Origin of the sequence: Paenibacillus sp. FSL H7-0716, from assembly GCF_038002705.1 — a bacterium.
In the GTDB taxonomy this organism is placed as follows: Bacteria; Bacillota; Bacilli; order Paenibacillales; family Paenibacillaceae; genus Paenibacillus_AQ; species Paenibacillus_AQ odorifer.
The window spans coordinates 25576-48513 of the sequence record NZ_JBBODA010000029.1; the positions used below are offsets into that span (position 1 = coordinate 25576).

A 22938-nucleotide genomic window follows, 5' to 3' on the forward strand; every position below is an offset into this window, starting at 1 on the left:
CCGTTGAAGGGGTTGAAATTAGAATGGACTATGCGTACCATACTGTTACTTCTCTTAGTGTTATTGAGTAGTAGCTGTGCCAATAACAATAAGCAGACGGAATCCACTCCGCCTCCAGTTGGAGACGAGGTGAAGTCTGACTTGTCCGGCACCATAGTCATGATGACCAATCGAATAGATCTGATTGAGAACGGAACTTTTCAAGGATACGCGGACCAATTTAAACAGAGATACCCCGAAGCCAATGTGGAATTTGAAGGCTTATCCAATTACGCAACGGATATTCTGGTACGGCTGTCCACGAAAGATGCCGGTGATGTACTGTTGCTTCCGGTGAATCTTCCGTCAAAGGAGCTGGATTATTTTTTCGAGCCGCTGGATGAAGAAACCGCTGCTAGTGAGAGGTTCACCTCTTTTGCTACGTATAACGGGAAACGATATGGGCTGTCCACTGGCACTACTACGGTTGGGATTGTCTATAATAAAAAGGCATTCGAAAAAGCAGGAATAACTACTGTTCCTAAGACGCTGGATGAATTCTACGAAGCTTGTGCGAAATTAAAACAAGCGGGTATTATCCCCCTATATATGAATTATGGAGCCGTCTGGCCTTTGCGTGAATGGGGAAACAGTCTGGTTAATTATATGACAGGCAATCCGGAGTATCTAAATAATATGGTCACTGAGGATAGCCCCTGGCAGCTTGATAATGAGTGGGGGAAATCAATTTCCATTGCTCGAACCTTAATTGGTAAAGGCTATGTTGAAGATGAACTATTCTCGAACAATTGGGAGATATCGAAGACTAAGCTAGCTAAAGGTCAAGCAGGAATGTATTTACTGGGAAATTGGACGATTGGACAAGTCCTTGATGTGGGGGCTGCCCCGGATGATATTGGATTCTTCCCGTTTCCGTATGATAACGGCAGTGATCATTATGCGCCGATTAATCCAGATTGGTTCATGGGGGTTAGTAAATATACGAAGAACAAAGAGCTTGCTATGGCGTGGTTGAATTTTTTTGTGAAGGAGACTTCCTATCGAGATGATTGGGGATTTCTTCCGGCAGATGGAAGCTTGAATCCCTCTATGTCGCAGTACCGTGAGTTTTTATCTTATAAGCCTAAGCTCCTCGATGCTACTGTACAAAGTGATGCGTTCATCGAGCTGGCGAATAGAGCCAAAATGTCCTTTTGGTCCGGGGATTATATTCAGGAGTTATTGGCTGCGCCTGATTTACAAAAGGCTTTTGACGAATTAAATGCAAAATGGAAGGAAGCGCGGGCAGGATCGCCACAAACTTCTCAGCCTTAAAGTTAGTACTACATAAATTTGATGACATTCTCTGGAGGGTTATATATGGCTAAAAAGGTTACCATGCAAAAAATCGCTGATCATCTCGGCGTATCCAAATTCGTTGTCTCCAAGTCACTTTCGGGTAAAGGCGGCGTTAATGAGACGACAAGAGAACGAGTGATTCAAGCGGCATCGCAGCTGGGTTATTTTACGCAGAAAAATGCTTTTGTCCAAGGTATAAAACGCACCCCTCCGGTAGGTGGCGGGGATCGGAATAAGCAATCCGTACTGGTGTTAATGCCGAATATTCGTTCTCAGACGCAGGATTCCTTGTATTGGGGAAAAATTGTGGATGGTATTGCTATTGCGCTGGATCAGGAAGGGCTTGGGATGGTCATTATCTCCGAGAACCGTGCGGATAATTTCGTTAATATATTGAATCCTAATGGAATCCTTGGTTTGATAGGTGTGGGCCAAATCTCTACTTCCTTGCTGCTTGAGGTACACCGTATTGGTCTGCCGATGGTGTTGATTGACCACGAAGATCCGCTAATTCCAAGTGACACCGTGTTTGCGAATAATGTGGATTCTATGGCTCGACTTACGAATCATTTGATGGGCACAGGCCATACCCAAATGCATTTTATCGGCAATATTGGATTTTCACGCAGTTTCCGCGATCGCTGGATTGGTTTCCGGAGTGCGCTGGAAGAGAGCGGAATAAGACTGCCTTTGGAAGATGATGCGAATCTTTTTCTGGAAGGGGTGGAGGAAGACTTATTTCAGGAGGATTTTAAAAACTGGGTGAATAAGCGTAAAAAAGCCAAAACACTCCCGACAGCCTTGGTCTGCGCTAACGACTCCACAGCCCTCTCGGTCAGTGACATTCTTAAGGAAGAAGGGTTTAGTATTCCGGAGGATATTTCGGTTACAGGCTTTGATAATATTGAGGATGCCTTAAGAGGCGTTCCACCCCTTACAACTGTTCATGTTCCTAAAGAAGCGATGGGCCGAGCCGCAGTGGAGAAACTTCTGAGCCGTATTCATAATCCTTCTGCACCGCTTGAGAAAATCCTTATCGCAGCGGACATTGTTCATCGTGATTCCGTGGATAAGCCGCGAGACTAGAACTTTGTTGATCTAAAAAGTATAAAAGCTGTGGAATCTAGATTTACGTGAGTAAGGGGGAATTTAGTTATGACAGAACCAGTTGCCATCCCAAAAATTGATGGCGAACAGATTCAACTACGCGGCGTGCAAGCATCCGATCTGGAGGCTTATTATAATTTTTTGCTTGATGTTGAGATGGGGCAATTAACAGGATCGCAAGGAGATTTCTCTCGTGGGCAAACGGCAGCTTGGATTCGTAAGATTAGTGTTCCAGCCGAGGATCGTGTGGATCTTATGATGATAGTAAAGGACACGGGTGAGCTCATTGGAGAAGTGGTGCTAAATGAAATAGATCCGGACAATCGTAGTGCAAATATCCGGATCGGCATTTGTGGACATGAACATCGGGGTAAAGGTTACGGTACTGAAGCTATGACTCAAATGCTACGATATGGCTTTGAAACCATGAAGCTGCATCGCATCCATCTCGGCGTATATACATTTAACCCCAGAGCCGTTCATGTCTATGAGAAGCTTGGTTTTCAACGCGACGGTGTGGAGCGGGATGCTCTTTATGTAGACGGAGAGTTTCATAACATGATTCTGATGTCCATGCTTGAGGAGGAGTTCCGCAGTTTGTACAATTAAAAAAAAGTGAATCTATAGTAAGGAAGATTGTAAGCAACTTCCTCACCAGATTCACTATGAATATTAGTCTGTAATATTTCCAGCCATTTTGAGGCGTTTGGCAATTTCTTTAAAGTCTTCGGGGGAGATTCCGGGAGCGAATTCCTCTTCGACTGCCGGAGCAACGGGGATCGGAAAGCCTTTAGGGGCTCCTTGAATGACTTCAAGCGGAAGATTATCCTCTGGGTGGGTTCCCTTCCAAATCTGATCGATGGCACCGAAGTCACCTTCACTCCAGGTGTATAGCTTGGTATGCACGCCTTTTTCTTCATATTTTTTTGCTTCACTGAATGATTTATTATTTAACGAAGGAATCGGCACGAGCTTAGTTACATTAACACCTGTTGCCACTTCGATTGCTTTGGCATAAGCGACCACGTGGACACCACCACGGACTAAAAGGAATCCGACTACAGCGCGTGCAGCTGGATGGTCTGTCATTTCGTAGACCTTCATTTTATGTGTTCTGGCTCCGCATTCGAGGAAGAAGTTATGTAGCAGATCTTCCACTAGATTGCCGCTATTAAAGACGTTTGCTCCGGTCCACGGGTTCCCCGTTGAATCAAAAGGCATAGCCCCTTGTGCACCAGCCAGAAAGTGATAGGATAGACGCGCATCTTTTGCAGACCCTAGAGGGGTGGAATCGGGCTCTTTATAACTTGTTGACCCTCTAAGACATTTGTTGATGGCATGCGAAACCAGCTCGACATGGCCAAGCTCTTCCGCTGTTATGCTCATCACCAAATCATAAAAGGGCTTCAGCTTGTCTTTTGAACGGAAATTAAAGGATTGAAAGAGGTAATTGTTAAGGGTCGACATTTCTCCGAACTTTCCGCCAAGCAGTTCCTGAACAGCGGCAGCAGCATTGGGATCGGGCTTCTCAACTTCAGGAATCTCGATCATGATTTCATCCATACGTTTGAACATTAATATCTCAGCCTCCTTGAGGTTAGGGGTTACTGAGCTATTTTGAGCTTAATCTATAGGAATTACTCATGAATGGGCTGAAAAGTATGGATGTGCGTCATGTAAATGGCTTTTTGTGTCGAAAAGGCAAACTGCAAATACTATCAAATACGCAATCAAATACGCACAATCAAATACGGATAGATAACCCGCTAAAGGACACAGCTGTCTCTATTTCAGTATTATCCGATATTTGCAATGCTAACGGACTCCAGAGCAGCTATCGGCCTAGAAAACGCCCCAAATGGGCCTCTTTTCAGGGAATAGCGTCATTGAAGTCCGAAAACTTAAATTAAAGGCTAAATACATGTGAAAAGCGTCATCTGAGTCCTTAAGATACTTTGGATGATTGATATTCGCTTGAAGTAAACAGTGAATGATCAAAACGCAGAGCAGCCTCCTATTATTGGAGAATCGCTGCTCTGTTGATTTTTAGGGTTTATGAAGTCTTATTTACAATGCTAAATTACGATCAATAAGAGCAATACGTTGCTGTACACAAGCATAAGAGCGAAGGGGATCCTCTGGAGTGTTCAGCACATAATCTAACATTTGGTCAACGGTAGTTGTAGCCACATGGATACGAGTGTCGGAGGAAGCGTAGTAAATATAGATTTCACCGTTATCACGTGCAATCACGCCATTACAGAACACGACATTGGAGACATCGCCTACACGTTCTTCACCATCTGGTGCGATGAAATGACCGCCTGGTGAATGAGTGACTTTGTTTGGCTCATCCAGATCAGACAAGAAAGCATATAGCACGTATCGGAGTCCAGCAGCAGTGTTGCGCACACCATGAGCAATATGCAGCCAGCCTTTTGCAGTTTTGATTGGAGCTGGACCTTGGCCATTTTTAACTTCTTTGATGGTATGGTAGTAGCGTTCATCCATGATAGTCTCGCTGGTAATTACGGCATCTTCAATTGTATCCGAGAGTCCCCAGCCAATACCGCCACCGGAACCTGCATCGATAAAGCCATCTTGTGGGCGAGTGTAGAAAGCGTATTTTCCATCTACAAATTCAGGGTGGAGCACGACATTACGCTGCTGAGCAGAGCCTGTTTTGAGATCCGCCAGACGTTCCCAGGTTTTCAGATCTTTGGTGCGAACAATACCACACTGTGCTACTGCGCTAGAAAGATCACCATGTGGGGCTTCTGGATCTTTGCGTTCTGTACAGAAGAGGCCGTAGATCCAGCCATCTTCATGGCTTACGAGGCGCATGTCGTAGACGTTGATATCAGGAACTTCTGTCTCCGGCAGCACAACTGGATGATCCCAGAAGCGGAAGCCGTCTACGCCATTGTCGCTTTCTGCTACAGCGAAAAAAGATTTGCGGTCACTGCCTTCAACCCGAGCAACAAGATAGAATTTGCCGTTCAGTGCAATAGCACCCGGGTTGAAGACGCCGTTGACGCCAATTCTTTCGGCAAAATAAGGGTTGGTGTCTGGGTTAAAATCATAACGCCAGATTAAAGGCGCATGCTCAGCAGTCAGCAGTGGATGAGCATAACGGTCATAAATACCGTTTCCATAAGGAAGCTTTTCGTTCTTGCGAGCGATCAGGGCTTCATAACGTTCGGTTAATTGTTGTTTGCGTTCTTGGAATAATGATGACATTAGACAGTCTCCTTTATAGTTGATTTCAGTCTTGCGATCATTTCGAAACAGGCTCTGCTGTTATGATAAGGACATTTCCAGGCGCTAACCTTTGATCCGTGAGCCAGGGGCTGAAGGTTCTCGTCCACGCCCCAGTACCATTCACCCAGCTTGTGATCCACCATGTATTTATCGATAAAAGTCCAGGAGGCTTGGGCAGCCTCATTAAATTTGCTGTCACCAGTCAGCTGATAAGCATTATAGAATCCAACAACCGCCTCAGCTTGCGGCCACCAATCTTTATCTTTACTCAGCAGCCCGCTTGGGTCAGCTTCATTCCATATCCCGCCATCGCTATCTATACCTTCCGCAAGAACAGCTTCTGCCATAGAGACAGCGACTGTTCGCACACGCTGCAGCAGCTTCTCTTCTCCAAGGGTTTCAGCGGCTTCCACCAGCAGCCAGCTTCCTTCGATGTCATGCCCATAGGAGATAATATCTGATTTCACATTCCATGCCTCATCTAAGAAAAGATGAAAATGCTGGCCTTCCTGATCAATGATATGATCCAGCATCGTTTCGATTAGCTCAGTTAGTGTGCTCTTTAGTTCCTCCGACTTCCATACTCGATAGAGACCGGTATACGCTTCCAGAACATGCAGATGGGTATTCATAGATTTTTTTTCATTCATATCCTTGCTGCTGAGACTGAGGTTATCAGTGATTTGCCATTCCCGAGATAAAGCTTCGACATAACCTTTATAAATAGAATCATAGCCGTATTTCTCAACGAGCTGGAATAATTGAATCGCATCCTCTAAGACCTCTGGACGTCCGGTCGCATGGTAGAATTCAGCCAGTGCGTAGATAGCAAAGGATTGGCCATAGATCTGCTTTTTCTCTTGAGAAGGTCTGCCTTCAGCATCCACCATCCAGTATAATCCGCCATACTCTTTATCAATGAAGTGTTCCATCAGATAGGTATAAGCGCGTTCTGCCATTGCCAAATATTCCGGTTTACCGTAGAGCCGGTAAGCGCTCGCAAAGGACCAAAGGATCCGGGCATTAAGCACAAGGCTTTTCTCTGCGTTAGGAGTAATGTTCAGCTGATTGCCGATTTCACCTACAAAACCACCGTTCACTTCGTCCTTCGTCTGTTTCATCCAAAAACTAAGAATATTATCCTGCAGCTCATCCTCAAGTTGGGTCAACCATAATTCTGGTGAATTAATCATTGTAATCAGTCACTCCTCACATTATTTGGTGATTTTTGAGGTGAAATATTCGTTGATGATCCCAGCGGCTTGCTTACCGTACATACAGTAATCATCATTCTGTGCTGCTTCTTCAATTGGATAAAGATGAGTAGGCCAATCCCAGAGCATAAAGCCCCGAACCCAATCTCTGCGCTCACAACCCTGAAACATTGCCTGATAGAATTTGCTTTGTTCTTCTTGGCTTGGTTCGCCCTTTAAGGTCCAATCATTAGGAATCGCGGCACTCCCGCTCCGGCTTGGGCAACCCGCTTCCATGAAAAAGAACGGCTTATTCTGTGAGTGCACCACTTGCTCAATCCGGTCGAGCTGAGCCTCCCAATCACTAGCTGGATAATACCCACTTGAAGAAATCACATCGAGCGCATCCCACCAGGTTACGTTATCTTCCTGATACTTATCGCAATTATAAGTAAAAATACCTGAGTAGACCTTCCGCACCTCGGCAATAAGCGAACGCCATTCGGTTTCGCGTCTATCCGTCTGTACAAGCTCACAGCCAATACAGAACATTTCACAGCCTGTTTCCTCAGCGATAGCGGCATAGTGCAGAATAAATTTAGTATAAGAGCTGAACCACTCAGACCATTTAGGCTCGCAAGGGACATCCTTATCAAAAAAGTTAATATGAGCACGCCAAGTTCCGTCAGCACAATTAACAATCGGCTTCAGGCATACTTTTAACTGCAGTGACTTCGCTTTGCTGATGGCCCATTTCACTTCTTCGTCGCTAACGGTTGGAGCTTCCCAGTAGGGAATTTCCGTAGAATGAGCGGTAGCTTGAAGCGCGCTGAGCGCAATGGCCGTCCAGTTCGCTCCGGTGACAGAGGACATTAATTCCAGCGAACACTTAGCTTCTTCTGTTGTCCATGAACCCCGTCTACCCGAGAAACCCCAGGTTACACCTGCAATGTATTCGTTGTTTAACATCATCGAGAATCCTCACTTTACACACGAAAATAGAAAAATTAGCAGACATCATTTTGTTAGATAGTTATTATTGTTTTGTTAGTTTATAATAACAACTTAATTTAGTTATATACTTTTTCGCAGATGATTTCAAGGACAATTTGTAGTTGAAGCTGGGAAATTTGAATAACTTTAGTTATAGTAAATATAAGACTATAAAAGGGCGCAATCGTACATTGACGTAATATATGGGGAGATACTATTCGTGATGATAGCGCAATCATAATAACTGGCGGATACAACTGGAGGGAATTACTCAAATGATAAATGTTATGATTGCGGACGACGAGGAAGTCATTCGCAGAGGGCTCGAAAAAATCACATCGAGAATGGAAATAGACGTACATGTAATTGGATCTTACGGCAACGGGTTGGAAGCTTGGGAACATTTAGAAAAGTTATCCCGGGAGGATATAGATCTGCTTATTACAGATATTAAAATGCCTAGAATGGATGGTTTTAAACTGATTGAACAGGCTAGAGACCATATGGAGGATATACCTATTGCTGTCCTTAGCGGTTTTAGTGAATTTGAATATGCCCGTCGAGCGATCCGTCATGGGGTGATGGATTATTTGCTTAAACCGATTGATAAGACTCAGCTATATGAGCTGCTTAAGAGAGTAGAGGATGTAAAGAAAAAGACCGTGACGGAGCATGAGGAGATTTTCTCACAAGCTGCGGATGGTGGAGAACATTATGTAGTTGAGCAGACAAAAAGCATTCTGGAGAGAGAGTATGATCAGAACTTCGAGCTTGAACGCCTAGCGGAGATGGTGGGCATGAATGCGAGTTATCTCAGCCGTTTGTTCAAGTTAAAGACGGGGCAGACGATCACAGACTATCTGATTCGGATTAGAATTTCTAAAGCAAAGGAACTGCTAATGGAGCATCCTGACCTGAAAAATTATGAAATTGCCGAGAAGGTGGGTTATAGCGATCCGGTATATTTTAATAAATTGTTCAAGAAAATGTGTGGTATGACACCTAAGGATTATAAAAGTGGCTGTAAATTCCCGAAAATCTAACGTGAGTTTTAGGCATATATAGGAAGCTATTCATTAGGAGAGCGAATTGCTCTCTTTTTTTGTGGGTATTTTTTATAAATTAGATAACAAAATTATTATAAGTAAAACAAAAATAACAAATACAAGACCAGAAAAAGCAATTGAAACCATCGTTTTGCGTCAAAAATAGATTTATAATGGGTTTGTAAGCGATATCATCACTTGTTTTCAAGAGTAATTCAGATAATCCGGTATTAATGGCTACTCTTTCAAGTTATGAGTGATGATAAAAGTTATTATTTTTGTTATTTACCTAAAACTAGAGTTGAATTGAAGAGAGGGGTCGTAACAGCATGAAAAAAGGCAAAACAATGATGGGCTTGATGGCACTAACGCTTGTGGCGGGATTGTTTAGCGGTTGTTCCTCAAACAACAACACTAACAATGAAGCTGCTAAAAACACAGGAAACAATGGTTCTTCAGCAGAGGCAACTGCTCCAGCTGATGGTACAGCAGCTAAGGATATCAAAGGGGATATCACAGTCATAACCCAAAGAACAGATATTGTTGATACCGTATTCAAAGAGTATGCGGCTAAATTCAATGAGAAATATCCTGATGTAAAGGTGAACTTTGAAGCGCTAGCTACTTACGAAGACCAAATTAAAATTCGTATGAGCACTAGTGATTATGGCGACGTTCTTTTGTTACCTACTAGCATAGCTGTAAAAGATATTCCTGATTTCTTCGAACCACTTGGCAAGCTCGAAGAAATGAGCAAACAATACACAGGGTTGGAAGAACGTGCAGTAGACGGAGTTGCCTATGGTATTCCGATGACTATCAACTTTAACGGGATTATCTATAACAAACAAGTCTTCAAAGATGCCGGAATTACAGAGGTTCCCAAAACCCCTGAACAATTCTTGACTGCCCTGCAGACTATTAAAGACAAAACACAAGCTGTTCCTCTTTACACAAATTATGCAGCAGGCTGGACATTGACACAATGGGAAGCGGATCTGGCTACAGTAGCTGGTGACCGTGATTATGTGAACATTGCTCAAGTGGCTAGCGACGACAACTATGTAGCGGGTCAACCACACTATGAACTGTACAAAATTCTGTACGATGCAGCACAAAAAGGTTTGATTGAAGAAGATCCAACTACAACAGACTGGGAATCTTCCAAAGCTGACCTGGCCAACGGTAAAATTGGGACTATGGTGCTTGGATCTTGGGCAATTGGCCAAATCAAAGGCCTGGCTACAAATCCAGACGATGTTGGATTTATGCCTTTCCCAACCAATGCGGATAAAATCCTTGTGCCGCTTGCTGGTGACTACAATCTGGGTGTCAGCGTGCACAGTAAAAACAAAGAAGCTGCTAGAGCTTGGGTGGATTGGTTCATCAACGAATCTAACTACCCTACAACTGAAGGCGGCGGTATGAGCCCGGCTATCGGTGCAGAGCTTCCAGAAATCCTGAAACAATATGAAGGTACAGATGTAACCTTTGATACTCTTGCTCCTGCTAAAGCTGGTGAAGAAGGCTGGTCTGATGAAATCGACAAACAAGCTGAGATCGGTGCTTGGCAGCCAGACTTCAAGAAACGGATTATTGAAGCAGCGATTGGTAACAGAAAAGAATCCTATGATGACATCATGAAAGACCTGAACGACAAGTGGAAAGCCGCTCGCGCTAAAGTCACAGCACAGTAACAACTATAAGCTTCTTAGATGCTATAGGCGGTTAGGCGGTAGTGAATGTGGGAGGGGATATGCTAACAAGCATTTCCCCCTTCACATTTAAACGAGTCTTAAATAATTAAGGATGCTTTTTCTGGAGGTGTATCGGGTGTTTAAGTTTTCAAATTTGAGCTATAAAAATCAAAGAATCGCTATCATCATTTTATTCTCATTAGTGCCGATATTGTTGCTGCTCACATTCGCTTATTATCCAGTCATCAGTATGTTTCGGTACAGCTTCACCAGTTGGAATGGATTGAGCAAAAATATGGAATATGTCGGTTTAGAAAACTACAAGACCATTTTTACGAAACCTGAGTATTTTTCTGTGTTTAAGGTCAGTTTGTATTATTTCTTTACCACCTTTATTCAGATGGCACTTGCCTTGTATTTTGCAACCATCTTGAGCTTTAGTGTTCGCATGAAAAACTTGTTTAAAGGGATTTTGTTCTTCCCAACCTTGCTAAACGGTGTAGCAATCGGTTTTATCTTCCTGTTCTTTTTCAAACCAGATGGAACGTTAGATACAATTCTCAATCTGATTGGGCTTGGCAGTCTGCAGCAGAAGTGGCTTCTAAATCCTAATTTGATTAACTTCTCGCTCGCAGGTGCGTCACTGTGGAGATACATGGGAATGAACTTCCTGATTTTCCTCGGAGCTATTTCTTCTATTGGTAAGGATATCTATGAGGCCGCTGAAATTGACGGTGCAAACAGATGGCATCAGTTTATGCATATTATTTTGCCAAGCATTAAACGAATTCTGCAATTGAACTTGATTCTTGCGGTTAGTGGCGCTATTGGGGTATTCGAAATTCCATACGTCATGACAGGCGGATCTAACGGAAGTAGTACATTCGTAATTCAGACGGTCGATGTAGCTTTCAAATACAGCAAGGTTGGTTTGGCATCGGCGATGGCCGTGGTATTGCTGGGTATTGTTATTATAGTTACTATTTTGCAGCGCGTTCTGATCAAGGAGGAGAAATAAACTATGCATTCTGTAAAATATACCACTGCTAGTATATTCAAATATCTCACCTTGATTTTGGGAGCACTTGTAGCTTTGATACCTATCGTGGTCGTGTTTTTCGCTTCATTAAAGACCGGAGCCGAATATGCTTCTACCGGACCGTTAACGCTGCCAGAGAATTGGTTGAATTTCTCCAACTACACTAAGGCTTTTGTAGACGGGAAAATGCTGCTCGGTTTTAAAAATACTGTCATTATCGTTGTGATTTCTATTGCGGGTGCTACGTTGACGGGTTCGATGATGGCTTATATTTTATCGCGCTTCAAATTTAAAGGCAGTAAGATCCTAATTAGTATGTTCCTGATTGCTACCCTGATTCCAGGCGTAACTACACAAGTGGCTACTTTCCAAATCATCAATCACTTGGGATTATTTAATACCAGATGGGCACCAATTGTTATGTACTTGGGCACGGATATTATCGCTGTTTATATCTTCATGCAGTTTTTGGATTCGATCTCCGAGTCACTGGATGAATCTGCGATGCTGGACGGAGCTTCGTATTGGACGATTTATTGGAGAATTATTTTGCCACTGTTGAAGCCAGCGATTGTAACTGTTGTGATTGTGAAGGGTGTTAATATTTATAACGATTTTTACACCCCTTTCCTTTATATGCCGAAAACAGATCTGCAAACGATCTCCACAGCACTCTTTAAGTTTAAAGGCCCATATGGATCGCAGTGGGAAGTAATATGTGCAGCGATTATGATCGCAATTATACCTACATTGGTTGTGTTTACCGCCTTGCAAAAATATATCTACAATGGTTTTTCACAAGGTTCTGTAAAGTGAGCTCAATAGTAAATTTAATAACAGTACTAGATAAAATAACATACTGAAAAGTTGCATACATTTGGAGGGAAAACTAATGAGTGAAGTAAAATTGGTTGGAGCAAGTGCAATTAACATCCCGAACATGCCTTGGCAAGAAAAGCCTGCTGGCTACGAGAATCCGATTTGGAGACATAATGATAACCCGGTTATCAAAAGAAATCCTGCAAAAGGTGTAGCCCGTATTTTCAATAGTGCGGTTGCTGCGTATGAAGGCAGTTTTATTGGTGTATTTCGTGTAGAAGATAACACTACTCGTCCGCATCTGCGTATGGGACATAGTGTGGATGGTTTGGATTGGAAAATCGATGACGAGCCGATCCGATTTATAGATGAAGAAGGTAATCCTTATCAGCCGCGTTATGCTTACGATCCGCGTCTGGTAAAGGTTGAAGATACATTTTATATTATCTGGTGTACAGATTTCTACGGAGCTGCTATTGGGGTAGCAAAAACACAAGATTTCAAAACATTTATCAGCTTGGAAAACCCATTCCTGCCATTCAACCGGAACGGCGTACTGTTCCCTAGAAAAATCAACAATAACTTCGTGATGTTGTCCCGTCCAAGTGACAGTGGCCATACGCCATTTGGTGATGTATTCCTTAGTGAGAGCCCTGACTTCGTATATTGGGGAAAACACCGCCATGTAATGACCAAGGGTGGTCAAGGTTGGTGGCAAAGTGTCAAAATTGGTGGCGGACCAGCCCCGATTGAAACTACTGAAGGATGGTTGATGTTCTACCATGGCGTAACTGGAACGTGCAACGGTCTTGTGTATAGTATGGGAGCGGTTATTTTGGACATCAATGAGCCCTCGAAAGTAAAATATCGCTCGAAGAACTTTGTATTAACGCCAGAAGAATGGTACGAGGAAAGAGGTTTTGTGAATAACGTCCTGTTCCCATGTGCTACTCTGCATGATGCAGAAACCGGCCGTATCGCCATCTATTATGGCGCTGCTGATACTTATGTAGGCGTTGCTTATACAACGGTTAATGAAATCGTCAACTATGTCATCGAAACCCATGAAGAGGTTGGCGATGATGCAGGTTTAGGCAAAATCTAATTGGACTTAATGACCTATATTTGCAGGGAGCTTGCTAGAGTTCCGGAGAATTGCTTAGCGTAGAGTTCGAAAGAAGTGTGTTGGGTTTGGTGTGTTGAATGTTGTTGTGTGTGCTCAGTGCGGAGGTTGCCTTGTGCGACCTCCGTGTTCTGTTGCAGAATGTACAACCGAACGACACATTATCGCCTGTAATAGATAAGTAGCAGGCGAGGGGGGGATTCGGCTCTGTTGGCGATTCTGTCACTTTGTTGTTTAGTTACTTTATGGCTCAGACGTAAATAGTTGCACTCTGTGCACTTAAACTAACATTTCTTTGGTTACTAGGCGATATAATTGCACTTCGTGCAACTATATAAGCCAAGTAACCTCCAAAAGCTCCTTTTATCGTTTTTTAGTTGTACAAAGTGCAACTAAGATTAGAAACACATATATTTCAGCTGTAATAGCTGCACAAAGTGCAACTCTATGGCTCTGACGTAAATAGTTGCACTATGTGCACTTAAACTAACTATACCTAAGGTGCTAAGCGATATAATTGCACTTCGTGCAACTATATAAGCCAAGTAACCTCCAAAAGCTCCTTTTGCCGTTTTTTAGTTGTACAAAGTGCAACTAAGATTAGAAACAAATATATTTCAGCTGTAATAGCTGCACAAAGTGCAACTATCCAGCCAGAAGCTGTTACTGTGCCGATTATAAAGAAGTTAATAGGAAAAATGGAAATGTGGGTGTTGTGAAGGCAATAGGAAGGTAGCGTGTAAGTGGAATGTGAGTGGTTGTAGAGGTAATAAGAAGGTAGTAGGTACGTGGAGTGTGATTAGTTGTGGAGGTAATAAGAAGATAGCTGATAAGTGGAATGTGAGTGGTTGTAGAGGTAAAAAGAAGGTTATAGGCACGTAGAATATGATTAGTTGTGAAGGTAATAGGCAAGCAGCGAGTGAGTGGTGAATGTGGCTCTGTTGGTGATTCTGCTACTCTGTTGCTTAGTTACTCTAAGACTCCGACGTAAATAGTTGCACTCTGTGCACTTAAACTAACATTTCTTTGGTTACTAGGCGATATAATTGCACTTCGTGCAACTATATAAGCCAAGTAACCTCCAAAAGCTCCTTTTACTGTTTTTTAGTTGTACAAAGTGCAACTAAGAGGGAAGACACACATATTCAGCTGTAATAGCTGCACAAAGTGCAACTATCCAGCCTCGGAGCTGCAATTAAACTACTCAGTCGCAGAAAACGCAACTACCCCATCTCACTATCCCATCTCACTATCTCATCTCACTATTTCATCCCACTATCTCATCGCAAATATCCATACATCAACGTAAAACCCATATTGGGTTTTACGTTTCTATCTAGCATAGTAACTATAACGATGCTTCACGGTTACGAACAGCCACCGAACAATATCGTTACATAACTTAAGGAGGAACAATATTTTGGGAAGCGACATGAATTTGTCACAGTTAAAGGAATATAACGGAAGTAGTCCAAAGCCGGATGATTTCGAGCAATTTTGGGAGCGGGCATTACGTGATCTGGATGCACAGCCGCTGGATTATGAGCTGGAGCCGGCGGAGTTTGTCAGTGAACTTGCGGAATGTTTTCATTTGTATTTTACAGGAGTTGGCGGTGCAAGAATCCATTGCAAATATGTAAGACCGAAGAACAATGTACATAAAAAAGGCCCCGGTGTAGTGATGTTCCATGGATACTCCTGTGACAGCGGGGATTGGATGGAGAAGGTGGCTTATGCTGCTCACGGGATTAGCGTCCTGGCGATGGATTGTCGCGGACAGGGCGGCCTCTCCGAAGATAATCTTACCGTAAAGGGCACCACGATACGTGGACATATCATTCGAGGGATGGATGATCCTAATCCAGATAACCTCTATTATCGCAATGTGTTTTTGGATACGGCACAGACTGCCCGAGTTCTGATGTCTATGGATGAAGTTGATCCTGAGCGTGTAGGTGCCTTTGGACTATCTCAAGGTGGAGCGCTTACTGTCGCTTGTGCAGCATTAGAGCCACGCTTAAAAATAGCCTTGCCTGTGTATCCCTTCCTTTCAGATTATAAACGTGCTTGGGAACTGGATATTACCACCTCCGCTTATGAGGAGATCAACTATTATTTCCGGTTTTTTGATCCCCATCATTTGCGTGAGGATGAGATTTTTAATAGGCTCGGGTATATCGATATTCAGAATCTTGCGGAAAGAATTCAGGCTAAAGTACTGTGGGTTACCGGGTTATCCGATACGATTTGTCCACCTTCAACTCAATTTGCCGCATACAATAAAATACTAGCGTCCAAAGAGCTTATGGTTTATTATGAGTACGGTCATGAGTATTTACCATATCTTGCCGATCGGGCGTTGGAATTGTTCATGACCTTGTAAGAGATAAGCCAGCAGGCATAACTGAAGACAACGGTGGTGAACAATTGATGAAGTCGCAAGTAAAAAAAGAAAAGGCGCATTTCCAGCTGCACCCTGCCAAATCGATTGGGGTGCGGCTTTTTCTCATCTTCTTCATCTCAACAATGGTGCTCGTTCTCTCACTTGGCTACATTTCCTATTCCGTAGCTGAGCAAACGATCGAGAATAATGCGCTGTCAGCCAATCAACAGACAGTCGTCCAAGCTGCAGAGAAGTTTGATGTTGAATTATTGCGTTATGAGGATGGCCTAGGAAGAATTCTTTACAACAATGAGATTCAGGATGCACTCAAACAAGGGAATAATCCCACTACAAGTAATGAGGAACGTAATTTGCAGTCCAACCAGATTAGCGCCGAACTAAATGCCTGGTTGACCGCATCAAAGGGGGTAGAAGCTGTATACCTCATCCCGATGAACCAGAAAGTCCCCACTTCGTCAGCGGGATCAAAAAACAGCGCTTTTATCAAGGGATTCAGGGAGTCCTCATGGTTCAAGCAGCTTGAGGAGCAACCGCAAACATTGTGGATTCCCCGAACAGAACAGGGGCAAGCCGGAAATACTTCGGGTATGTTTCATTTGGCACAATCGATAGCTGGGGATACACAAAGCCCGGGATACATAATTATCTGTGATATTAGAATTAGTGAATTAGAAAATCAGCTTCGTAAAGTTGATCTCGGACCCAGCTCTTACATGCAATTGCTGACGGATAAGGATGAATTGATCGCATCGTCCCAGCAAGTGGGAACAGATACTTATCTCAGTCTGGGAGGGACCCTTCTTCATGGTTTGGAGCATGAGGCTGGGTCATTGCCAACGAAGGATGAGAAAGGAAAATCCATTCTGGCTGTGTACGGGACGATGGAAAGCTCCGGCTGGAGATTGCTTGGTGTTGTTCCGGCTGAGAATCTTACGAAAGACGCCCTTCGTATTCTAAAAACTACATATATTATTGTTGCGGTGGCTGCTATTGTCGCCATTCTAATTGGTTACTGGATGTACAGAATGGTATCTAAACCCTTGACCCGACTTAAAGATCTAATGTCTAAGGGGGCAGATGGAAATCTTGGAGTACGCACGGATATTACCTCACGAGATGAAATTGGTCAGTTGTCGGGATCCTTTAATAGGATGATGGAACGGATTACAGAACTGGTAATCCATACTAATGAAACCGCTCGGAAGGTAATGGAAACTGCCGATGAGCTTAGTAGAGTATCGCGTAAGACAGCGATGGCAGCTAAAGAGATTGCCGCTGCAACAGAAGAAATTGCCGGAGGTTCAGGCAGCCTAGCGTTGGAGGCGGACCAGGGCAACGAGCTTACGGGGCAAATTTCGGTGCAAATGAACAAAGTGAACTCAGCTACGCATGAGATGGATCATACCGCACATAGTATCGGCGTGCTTAGTGAAGAAGGTTTTAATGAGTTAAAAGAGCTGCTTGGCAAAACCAATAAGACGGGTGATATGACGAATAAGCTTGTGCTGAAAGTGAATGAGCTGCAAGACACCACATCATCAGTGATGAAGGTGCTTGATGTTATGCAGAATATTACACAGCAGACGAATATTTTGTCTCTAAATGCAACGATAGAAGCGGCAAGGGCCGGGGAGTCCGGCCGGGGATTTATGGTAGTGGCCGATGAAATTCGCCAGCTTGCAGATCAGTCCAAAGAATCCATTGCTGTGGTGGCTAATATAACGGACACTATTATGAAGGATATGAACGAGACCGTAGGTGTTCTCTCGGAAGTAGCCCCTCTTTTTAATCAGCAGGTGACTTCAGTGGAGAGCACTAGCGATATCTTCGTATCTGTACAGGATCAGATGCGTCATTTTATTACACGTTTGGAATCTGTTGCTTTATCGATGGATAGCTTGAGCCAATCCCAAAAGGTGCTGTCAAATTCGATGGGCAATATCAGCTCCATTGCAGAAGAATCATCAGCAGCTTCTCAAGAAGTGGCTTCGCTTAGCGGGGAGCAACAAAGTGTGAGTGATCATTTAGTGGAGCTGTCTGAGCAGCTTGAGCATGCGTCACGGCAGTTGCAAGAAAAACTGTCCAAGTTTAATTTGTAACTTTTTATAACCTAAGTAAATAATTTTAACACAAAGACCATTCTCTAATTATTTGGGACTGGTCTTTGTGCTATTCAAAAGGCTATAAATTAGCTAACTAAGCATGAGTGTAAATAATCCAGCCGGTGGGACATAATAAAGGCTATGAACGTCAGTCAGGAGGAATGGGATTGCACAATAATGTCCACAGACGTATACTCGGCGGACTGATTATTTTATGTTCAGTAGTAGCCGTGTTGGTCCTTAGGCTGGCGTGGATTCAACTGTTTATGAAGGAACAGACGGTCCCTGGAACGAATTATACACTTGCAAAGATGGCAGAAATTCAAAGCGAACGGGAAACTGTATTGGACACTGGGCGGGGGCGCCTGTATGACCGAAAGAGTGAACCCCTTGCCGGGGAAACCATTTGGACGGCTGCTTTTTTTCCTCAAGAGGCGAAGACTAAGAATACCGTGACACAGGTCGTATACGAAGAAGCTGAGTCCATGCACCGATTGGCAGCTATCCTTGGAGTGAGTTATGAGCAATTGCTAAACAAGCGCTCTTCCCTTAAGGAACCATTGCTTTGGCCATCCTCAGTGGGAAAAGGACCGCTCGCACTTACCTCCGCACAAGCGGAAGAAGTGAGTGCATTGGGGATCGACGGCGTAGGCGTGCTTCCTTTTGCTCGCAGATATGATGGGAACGCAACTGGACGGCAGTGGCTTGGATATTTATCGGAAGCGGTCCCAAACACTGGTGGGAAGGCATCGCCATCGGGGCTGAGAATTCCGATGACAGGAACGGACGGGTTAGAAAAGACCCTGGAGCCGTTGCTTCGAGGTGTAGGGCATACAGAGGCATATGCTCAGGTTGATGCGCGCGGGCAACGTGTCCCGGGCAGTCACATTCAAGTGCGAGCCCCGGGCAATCCGTATTATCCGCTGTCTTTATATACAACAATTGATAAAAAGCTTCAGGAACAAATAGAGGAGTTAGCTGTCAAAGCTGGAATGAAGGAAGGAGCCGTGGTGGTATTAGACACCGGAACGGGAGATATTGAAGCCATGGTATCTTTACCTTTTTACGACCCAGAGAAGATATCCCCTGAAGGGGGAGAGTGGAATAACCGGGCGTTGCAGGCTGCCGTACCTGGATCAATTTTCAAAATTGTCACAGCAGCAGCAGCACTAGAAGCCGGGGTCACCTCAGCGGATGAGCTCTTCTATTGTTCAGGGCAATATGAGAAATATGGATTGTCTTGTCTAAAAGGAAAAGGACATGGTCCCCTCACGTTGGCGCAAGGGTTCGCCATGTCCTGTAATACTGTATTTGCTGCGCTGGCAGAGCGTTTGAGTGGGGCGCAGCTTCAAGCGACAGCACTCGCGCTGGGGCTCGGAAGAGATATTAGCTGGCAAGCGGAGAATACGCTTGGTTTTCCAGTTCTTAAGCCATTAGCCGGTGAGCAGAAGGGGACGATCTTTACTTCTTTGCTGCCGGATGATCCAGGCGCCAGAGTGCAGACGGCCATTGGGCAGCGAGATGTGCAAGTGACACCACTTCAGGCAGCGAACCTGGTGGTGACGTTACTGCATGGCGGGGAAGTGAGAGCGCCAAGAATTCTCCAGCGTGTAACCTTTGCAAATGGGCAAAAGCTAGAGGATCTGCCGGGTCATCTTTCCCCTTCAACTGCCGGGAGGATCACAGAATCTACAGCCCGCCAGCTGCTGTCCTGGATGCGTAAAGTAGTTACGGATGGAACCGGCACAAGTCTGCAGAGCACGAAATGGCCGGTTGCCGGGAAATCAGGTACGGCACAAATTCTTGTTAAGGGTATGCCGCGTAACAATCAATGGTTTATCGGCTATGGACCGGTGGATCATCCCAGATATGCTGTGTCGGTAGCGGTTGAGAACGTTGCTCCGGACAGCTCTCATCTAGCCGTTAAGCTGTTCGGTCAGGTATTGGATTTATTATCATCGGTTCCCTCTGGAGCTTGAGGTTCAGGTGGTGGCGCAGAGCTGGTCTGATTGGAAGCTGGACCGTTAGCTGCAAAGGGCGAAACGATAAATTCCTCTTGCGGAAGATAGATCCAGCTCTGAAGATACCCTTGTTGAATCAGTTCTTTTATCAGAATAAGCAGAATCGGCGACAGGATCAGACCAGCCATACCGAAAGCAGATGTGGACAGAATGACGAACGACAGCATAAGGAAGGCTGAGGATACGCCAATCGAATTCCCGGTAATCTTCGGCTCAAGCAATTGCCTAACAATTAGTACAATGGCAAGGAGGATAATTAATCCGATAGCCAGTGAAGTATTGCCCACGATGAACAAATAGATGATCCAAGGGACTAAAATTGTCGTCACGCCAAGAAGCGGCAAAACATCAAATACCGCGCAGACTAATGCCATTGTGATTTCGTTGCCAGTTCGCAGAATAAATAAGCCGACTAGAACTATGGCAAAAGTAATGCTGATCAGAATAAGTTGTGCTTTTAAATAGGAACCGATGGCTTTGAATACATTGCCTTGTAGAAAGGCGAAGGCATTCTTAAAAGTTTTTGGCATTTTGTCATGCGCGATTTTACGCCAATCTTTGATCTCCATGCTGAGGAAAAATGCTAAAATGATGGCTATCCCGAAATTGGCCATGAAGGTGGAGAAAGAGCCTAGAATCCCAACCATATATTTTAGAAAAGTAATCAGCCATCCTGTTAGGACATTCGTGGCATCTTTAAAGTATCCATTGACCTTGTTCGTAATATCGGGTGGTAAGTTATCTATTTTTTGCTGCAGGTAGGTCGTGGTCTCCACAAAATGCTGCTGCACCACATATGTATATTTAGGTAGGTTCTCTTGGAAGTGAAGGGCCTGGATCGTAATCAGTAGACCGGCACCAAATAAAGTACCTAACAGCACAATCAGAAAGAGCAGCACTGAGATGGCGGAGGCAAAAGGTTTACCAAGACCACGACGGTTCAAGAAACGGGCCAGGGGTTCGATTAGTAAAAATACAAAAAAAGACAGGAATACAGGTGCAGCTAACTGATACAGTTTACTAAAGGAGAACATGATTAGATAAACCGTGAGGACAATTAATCCGATGTCAAAAAATGTGCGCCAATATTTTTTGTATAACGGCAGCATAGATATAAACAACTCCCTTTTTTTATAAGTGGATACGCCAGGTTGATTACATTGTACATGATTTTACTTTAAAAGCGTCTATTTCTTTGATACATGTGTTAAAATAGGGGGTAACGTTTTTTTTATTCTACTTCACTTGGCCGTTTCACAGGTTCTGCTTGCAGACATTAGGCGAGCCAAAGTCAACTCTGGAAAAGCGGGGAATTAATATGCAGACTTTGCTGCTCTGGTTATTTTACATCTCATCATTTTATGCTTTTATCCCTGGTATGATCAGCCGGATTTTTGGTTACCGTGTCTTTCGTAAAGGAACTGGGCGGAATGAATTCGCACTGACCTTCGATGATGGACCTGATCCTCGATTTACACCATTACTGCTGGAATTACTGAAGAGGTATGATGCAAAAGCAACCTTTTTTGTAGTAGGCTCTAATGCTGAACGTTATCCTGATCTTATTCAGCGTATCCATGATGAGGGACATCTCATCGGAATTCATAATTATGTTCACAAGACGAACTGGCTCATGCGGCCAGCAACCGTCCGCCGGCAGATTCAACGTACGAATGATATTATTTATAATATTATTGGCGAACGCAGTACGTATTACCGTCCACCTTGGGGCATTGTCAATTTATTTGATATTTCTAAACGACGCCAAGTTGAAATTGTGCTTTGGTCGGCAATGTTTGGCGATTGGCGCGAGAAGCTCGGTGCCGAAAAACTTACTGAGAAGATGCTGGCCCGTCTGAATCCCGGGGAAGTGATGTTGTTGCATGATAGCGGCACAACGCTGGGTGCAGATGCGGATGCTCCAGGGAATATGCTTGTGGCTCTTGAGCAGACACTGGAGGAAGCCCGTAAACGGGGACTCCGCAGCATTCGGATTGACGAAATGATTAAGATGGCTGAGACGTCACCTATCCGGCGCTTATCTTTTGGTAAACGGGTGCTTGTAGGACTTTGGTTAGCTTGGGAACAGGTATTTCAAGCTCTTTTTCATCTCCAAACGATTACTCCGTCAGATCCTTTCCTGCATTATCGGATGCGGAAATATCAGGGCGAACCGGTTGAACTCGAGGGTGGAGCACTGCTGCGTAAAGGTGACAAAGTCATTGAGCTGCACATCGATAATAAACAGTTGTTCGAATTAGGAATTCATTCACGTTCTTCCGCTCAACTAGCGATTCGAATGATCCGCAGAATGGAAAAGGATCTGCCCATTCTTGCTGAGATCATTGCCAAAGATGTGGATCTTGCAGAAGCCAAAGCGCTTTACGGAGTCAGCATGATTAACCGGGGACCGGAGAAATTCGGCTTTACCGTACGTGATTTACCGGATGGCTTATTCGCACGTTCCTCCAAATTTTACTTAAGGATCCTGTTAAGTGTGATTCATCCAGCAGGTGGGGCAAGGCTTAAAGAACGGAGCGAGGTCCTTGTGCCGAAGCTTATCCTGATGCCTGTCTCAGAGCTGCTCAAAAAGATGAATCAACAGCTGCCTCATCATCCTAAAACTGCAAAAAAACGCAAATCGCAACAGGAAGAATCGTTGTCACTTAATGATTCGGTTGCGGATGTAGAAATGCCAGGTGCGACAGTAACAAATTGATTCATGATCTTATTGATAAATATTTTCCAGTGGACATGTAAAGAGATGTTCTACAATCCAGCGATGGGTTGTGGGA

Annotated in this window: 17 protein-coding genes; 12 read left to right on the plus strand and 5 right to left on the minus strand. The window is 44.1% G+C overall.

From position 1 onward, the window contains the following. Positions 1-3: 3 nt before the first annotated feature. The 3 genes from MHH60_RS26030 (at position 4) to MHH60_RS26040 (ending at position 3054) form a co-directional block, all read left to right on the plus strand. Positions 4-1314, plus strand: coding sequence for an ABC transporter substrate-binding protein (locus MHH60_RS26030; RefSeq protein WP_081388894.1), 1311 nt, complete (start codon positions 4-6; stop codon positions 1312-1314). 45 nt (positions 1315-1359) lie between these two features. Beyond that, positions 1360-2424, plus strand: coding sequence for a LacI family DNA-binding transcriptional regulator (locus MHH60_RS26035; RefSeq protein WP_076134048.1), 1065 nt, complete (start codon positions 1360-1362; stop codon positions 2422-2424). A gap of 69 nt (positions 2425-2493) precedes the next feature. Then, complete coding sequence (locus tag MHH60_RS26040) at positions 2494-3054, plus strand: GNAT family N-acetyltransferase (protein ID WP_076134049.1); 561 nt, start codon at positions 2494-2496, stop codon at positions 3052-3054. Between the two features lie 63 nt (positions 3055-3117). Here MHH60_RS26040 and MHH60_RS26045 read toward each other — a convergent pair whose 3' ends face one another. The 4 genes from MHH60_RS26045 to MHH60_RS26060 form a co-directional block, all read right to left on the minus strand. Next, complete coding sequence (locus MHH60_RS26045) at positions 3118-4020, minus strand: manganese catalase family protein (RefSeq protein WP_076134050.1); 903 nt, start codon at positions 4018-4020, stop codon at positions 3118-3120. A 492-nt stretch (positions 4021-4512) separates the two neighbouring features. Further along, positions 4513-5685: a glycoside hydrolase family 130 protein gene (locus MHH60_RS26050; RefSeq protein WP_076134051.1), complete on the minus strand. Its 1173-nt coding sequence runs from the start codon at positions 5683-5685 to the stop codon at positions 4513-4515. Continuing rightward, positions 5685-6899, minus strand: a complete 1215-nt coding sequence (locus tag MHH60_RS26055; protein ID WP_076134052.1) for an AGE family epimerase/isomerase — start codon at positions 6897-6899, stop codon at positions 5685-5687. Before MHH60_RS26055 ends, MHH60_RS26050 begins: the two co-directional genes overlap by 1 nt. A gap of 21 nt (positions 6900-6920) precedes the next feature. Continuing rightward, positions 6921-7871 (minus strand): glycoside hydrolase family 113, encoded by a 951-nt coding sequence (locus MHH60_RS26060; RefSeq protein ID WP_076134053.1) that lies wholly within the window; start codon positions 7869-7871, stop codon positions 6921-6923. A gap of 296 nt (positions 7872-8167) precedes the next feature. On the opposite strand from MHH60_RS26060, the gene MHH60_RS26065 reads away from it, so the two are divergent. From MHH60_RS26065 to MHH60_RS26100, 8 genes are all read left to right on the plus strand, one after another. After that, entirely contained in the window at positions 8168-8935 is a 768-nt protein-coding gene (locus MHH60_RS26065; RefSeq protein ID WP_076134054.1) for a response regulator transcription factor, read from the plus strand. Positions 8936-9267: 332 nt separating this feature from the next. Beyond that, positions 9268-10635 (plus strand): ABC transporter substrate-binding protein, encoded by a 1368-nt coding sequence (locus MHH60_RS26070; protein ID WP_076134055.1) that lies wholly within the window; start codon positions 9268-9270, stop codon positions 10633-10635. 136 nt (positions 10636-10771) lie between these two features. Beyond that, complete coding sequence (locus MHH60_RS26075) at positions 10772-11653, plus strand: carbohydrate ABC transporter permease (RefSeq protein ID WP_036675555.1); 882 nt, start codon at positions 10772-10774, stop codon at positions 11651-11653. 3 nt (positions 11654-11656) lie between these two features. Next, positions 11657-12490 (plus strand): carbohydrate ABC transporter permease, encoded by an 834-nt coding sequence (locus MHH60_RS26080; protein ID WP_076126321.1) that lies wholly within the window; start codon positions 11657-11659, stop codon positions 12488-12490. Between the two features lie 76 nt (positions 12491-12566). Further along, complete coding sequence (locus tag MHH60_RS26085; RefSeq protein WP_036675546.1) at positions 12567-13598, plus strand: glycoside hydrolase family 130 protein; 1032 nt, start codon at positions 12567-12569, stop codon at positions 13596-13598. Positions 13599-15036: 1438 nt separating this feature from the next. Then, on the plus strand, positions 15037-15999 hold the full coding sequence (locus MHH60_RS26090; RefSeq protein ID WP_111503121.1) for an acetylxylan esterase: 963 nt from the start codon (positions 15037-15039) through the stop codon (positions 15997-15999). 47 nt (positions 16000-16046) lie between these two features. Further along, positions 16047-18119, plus strand: a complete 2073-nt coding sequence (locus tag MHH60_RS26095) for a methyl-accepting chemotaxis protein (protein WP_081388895.1) — start codon at positions 16047-16049, stop codon at positions 18117-18119. Positions 18120-18289: 170 nt separating this feature from the next. Beyond that, positions 18290-20101: a peptidoglycan D,D-transpeptidase FtsI family protein gene (locus tag MHH60_RS26100; protein ID WP_370511175.1), complete on the plus strand. Its 1812-nt coding sequence runs from the start codon at positions 18290-18292 to the stop codon at positions 20099-20101. Here the strand turns inward: MHH60_RS26100 and MHH60_RS26105 are convergent. Further along, positions 20059-21252 (minus strand): AI-2E family transporter, encoded by a 1194-nt coding sequence (locus tag MHH60_RS26105; RefSeq protein ID WP_076134058.1) that lies wholly within the window; start codon positions 21250-21252, stop codon positions 20059-20061. The two genes, MHH60_RS26100 and MHH60_RS26105, sit on opposite strands and share 43 nt — an antisense overlap. Before the next feature lie 209 nt (positions 21253-21461). Here MHH60_RS26105 and MHH60_RS26110 point away from each other — a divergent pair, with 209 nt between their 5' ends. Further along, a complete protein-coding gene (locus MHH60_RS26110) occupies positions 21462-22862 on the plus strand; it encodes a polysaccharide deacetylase family protein (protein ID WP_076134059.1) in 1401 nt (466 codons plus the stop codon). The last annotated feature ends 76 nt before the right edge of the window (positions 22863-22938 follow it).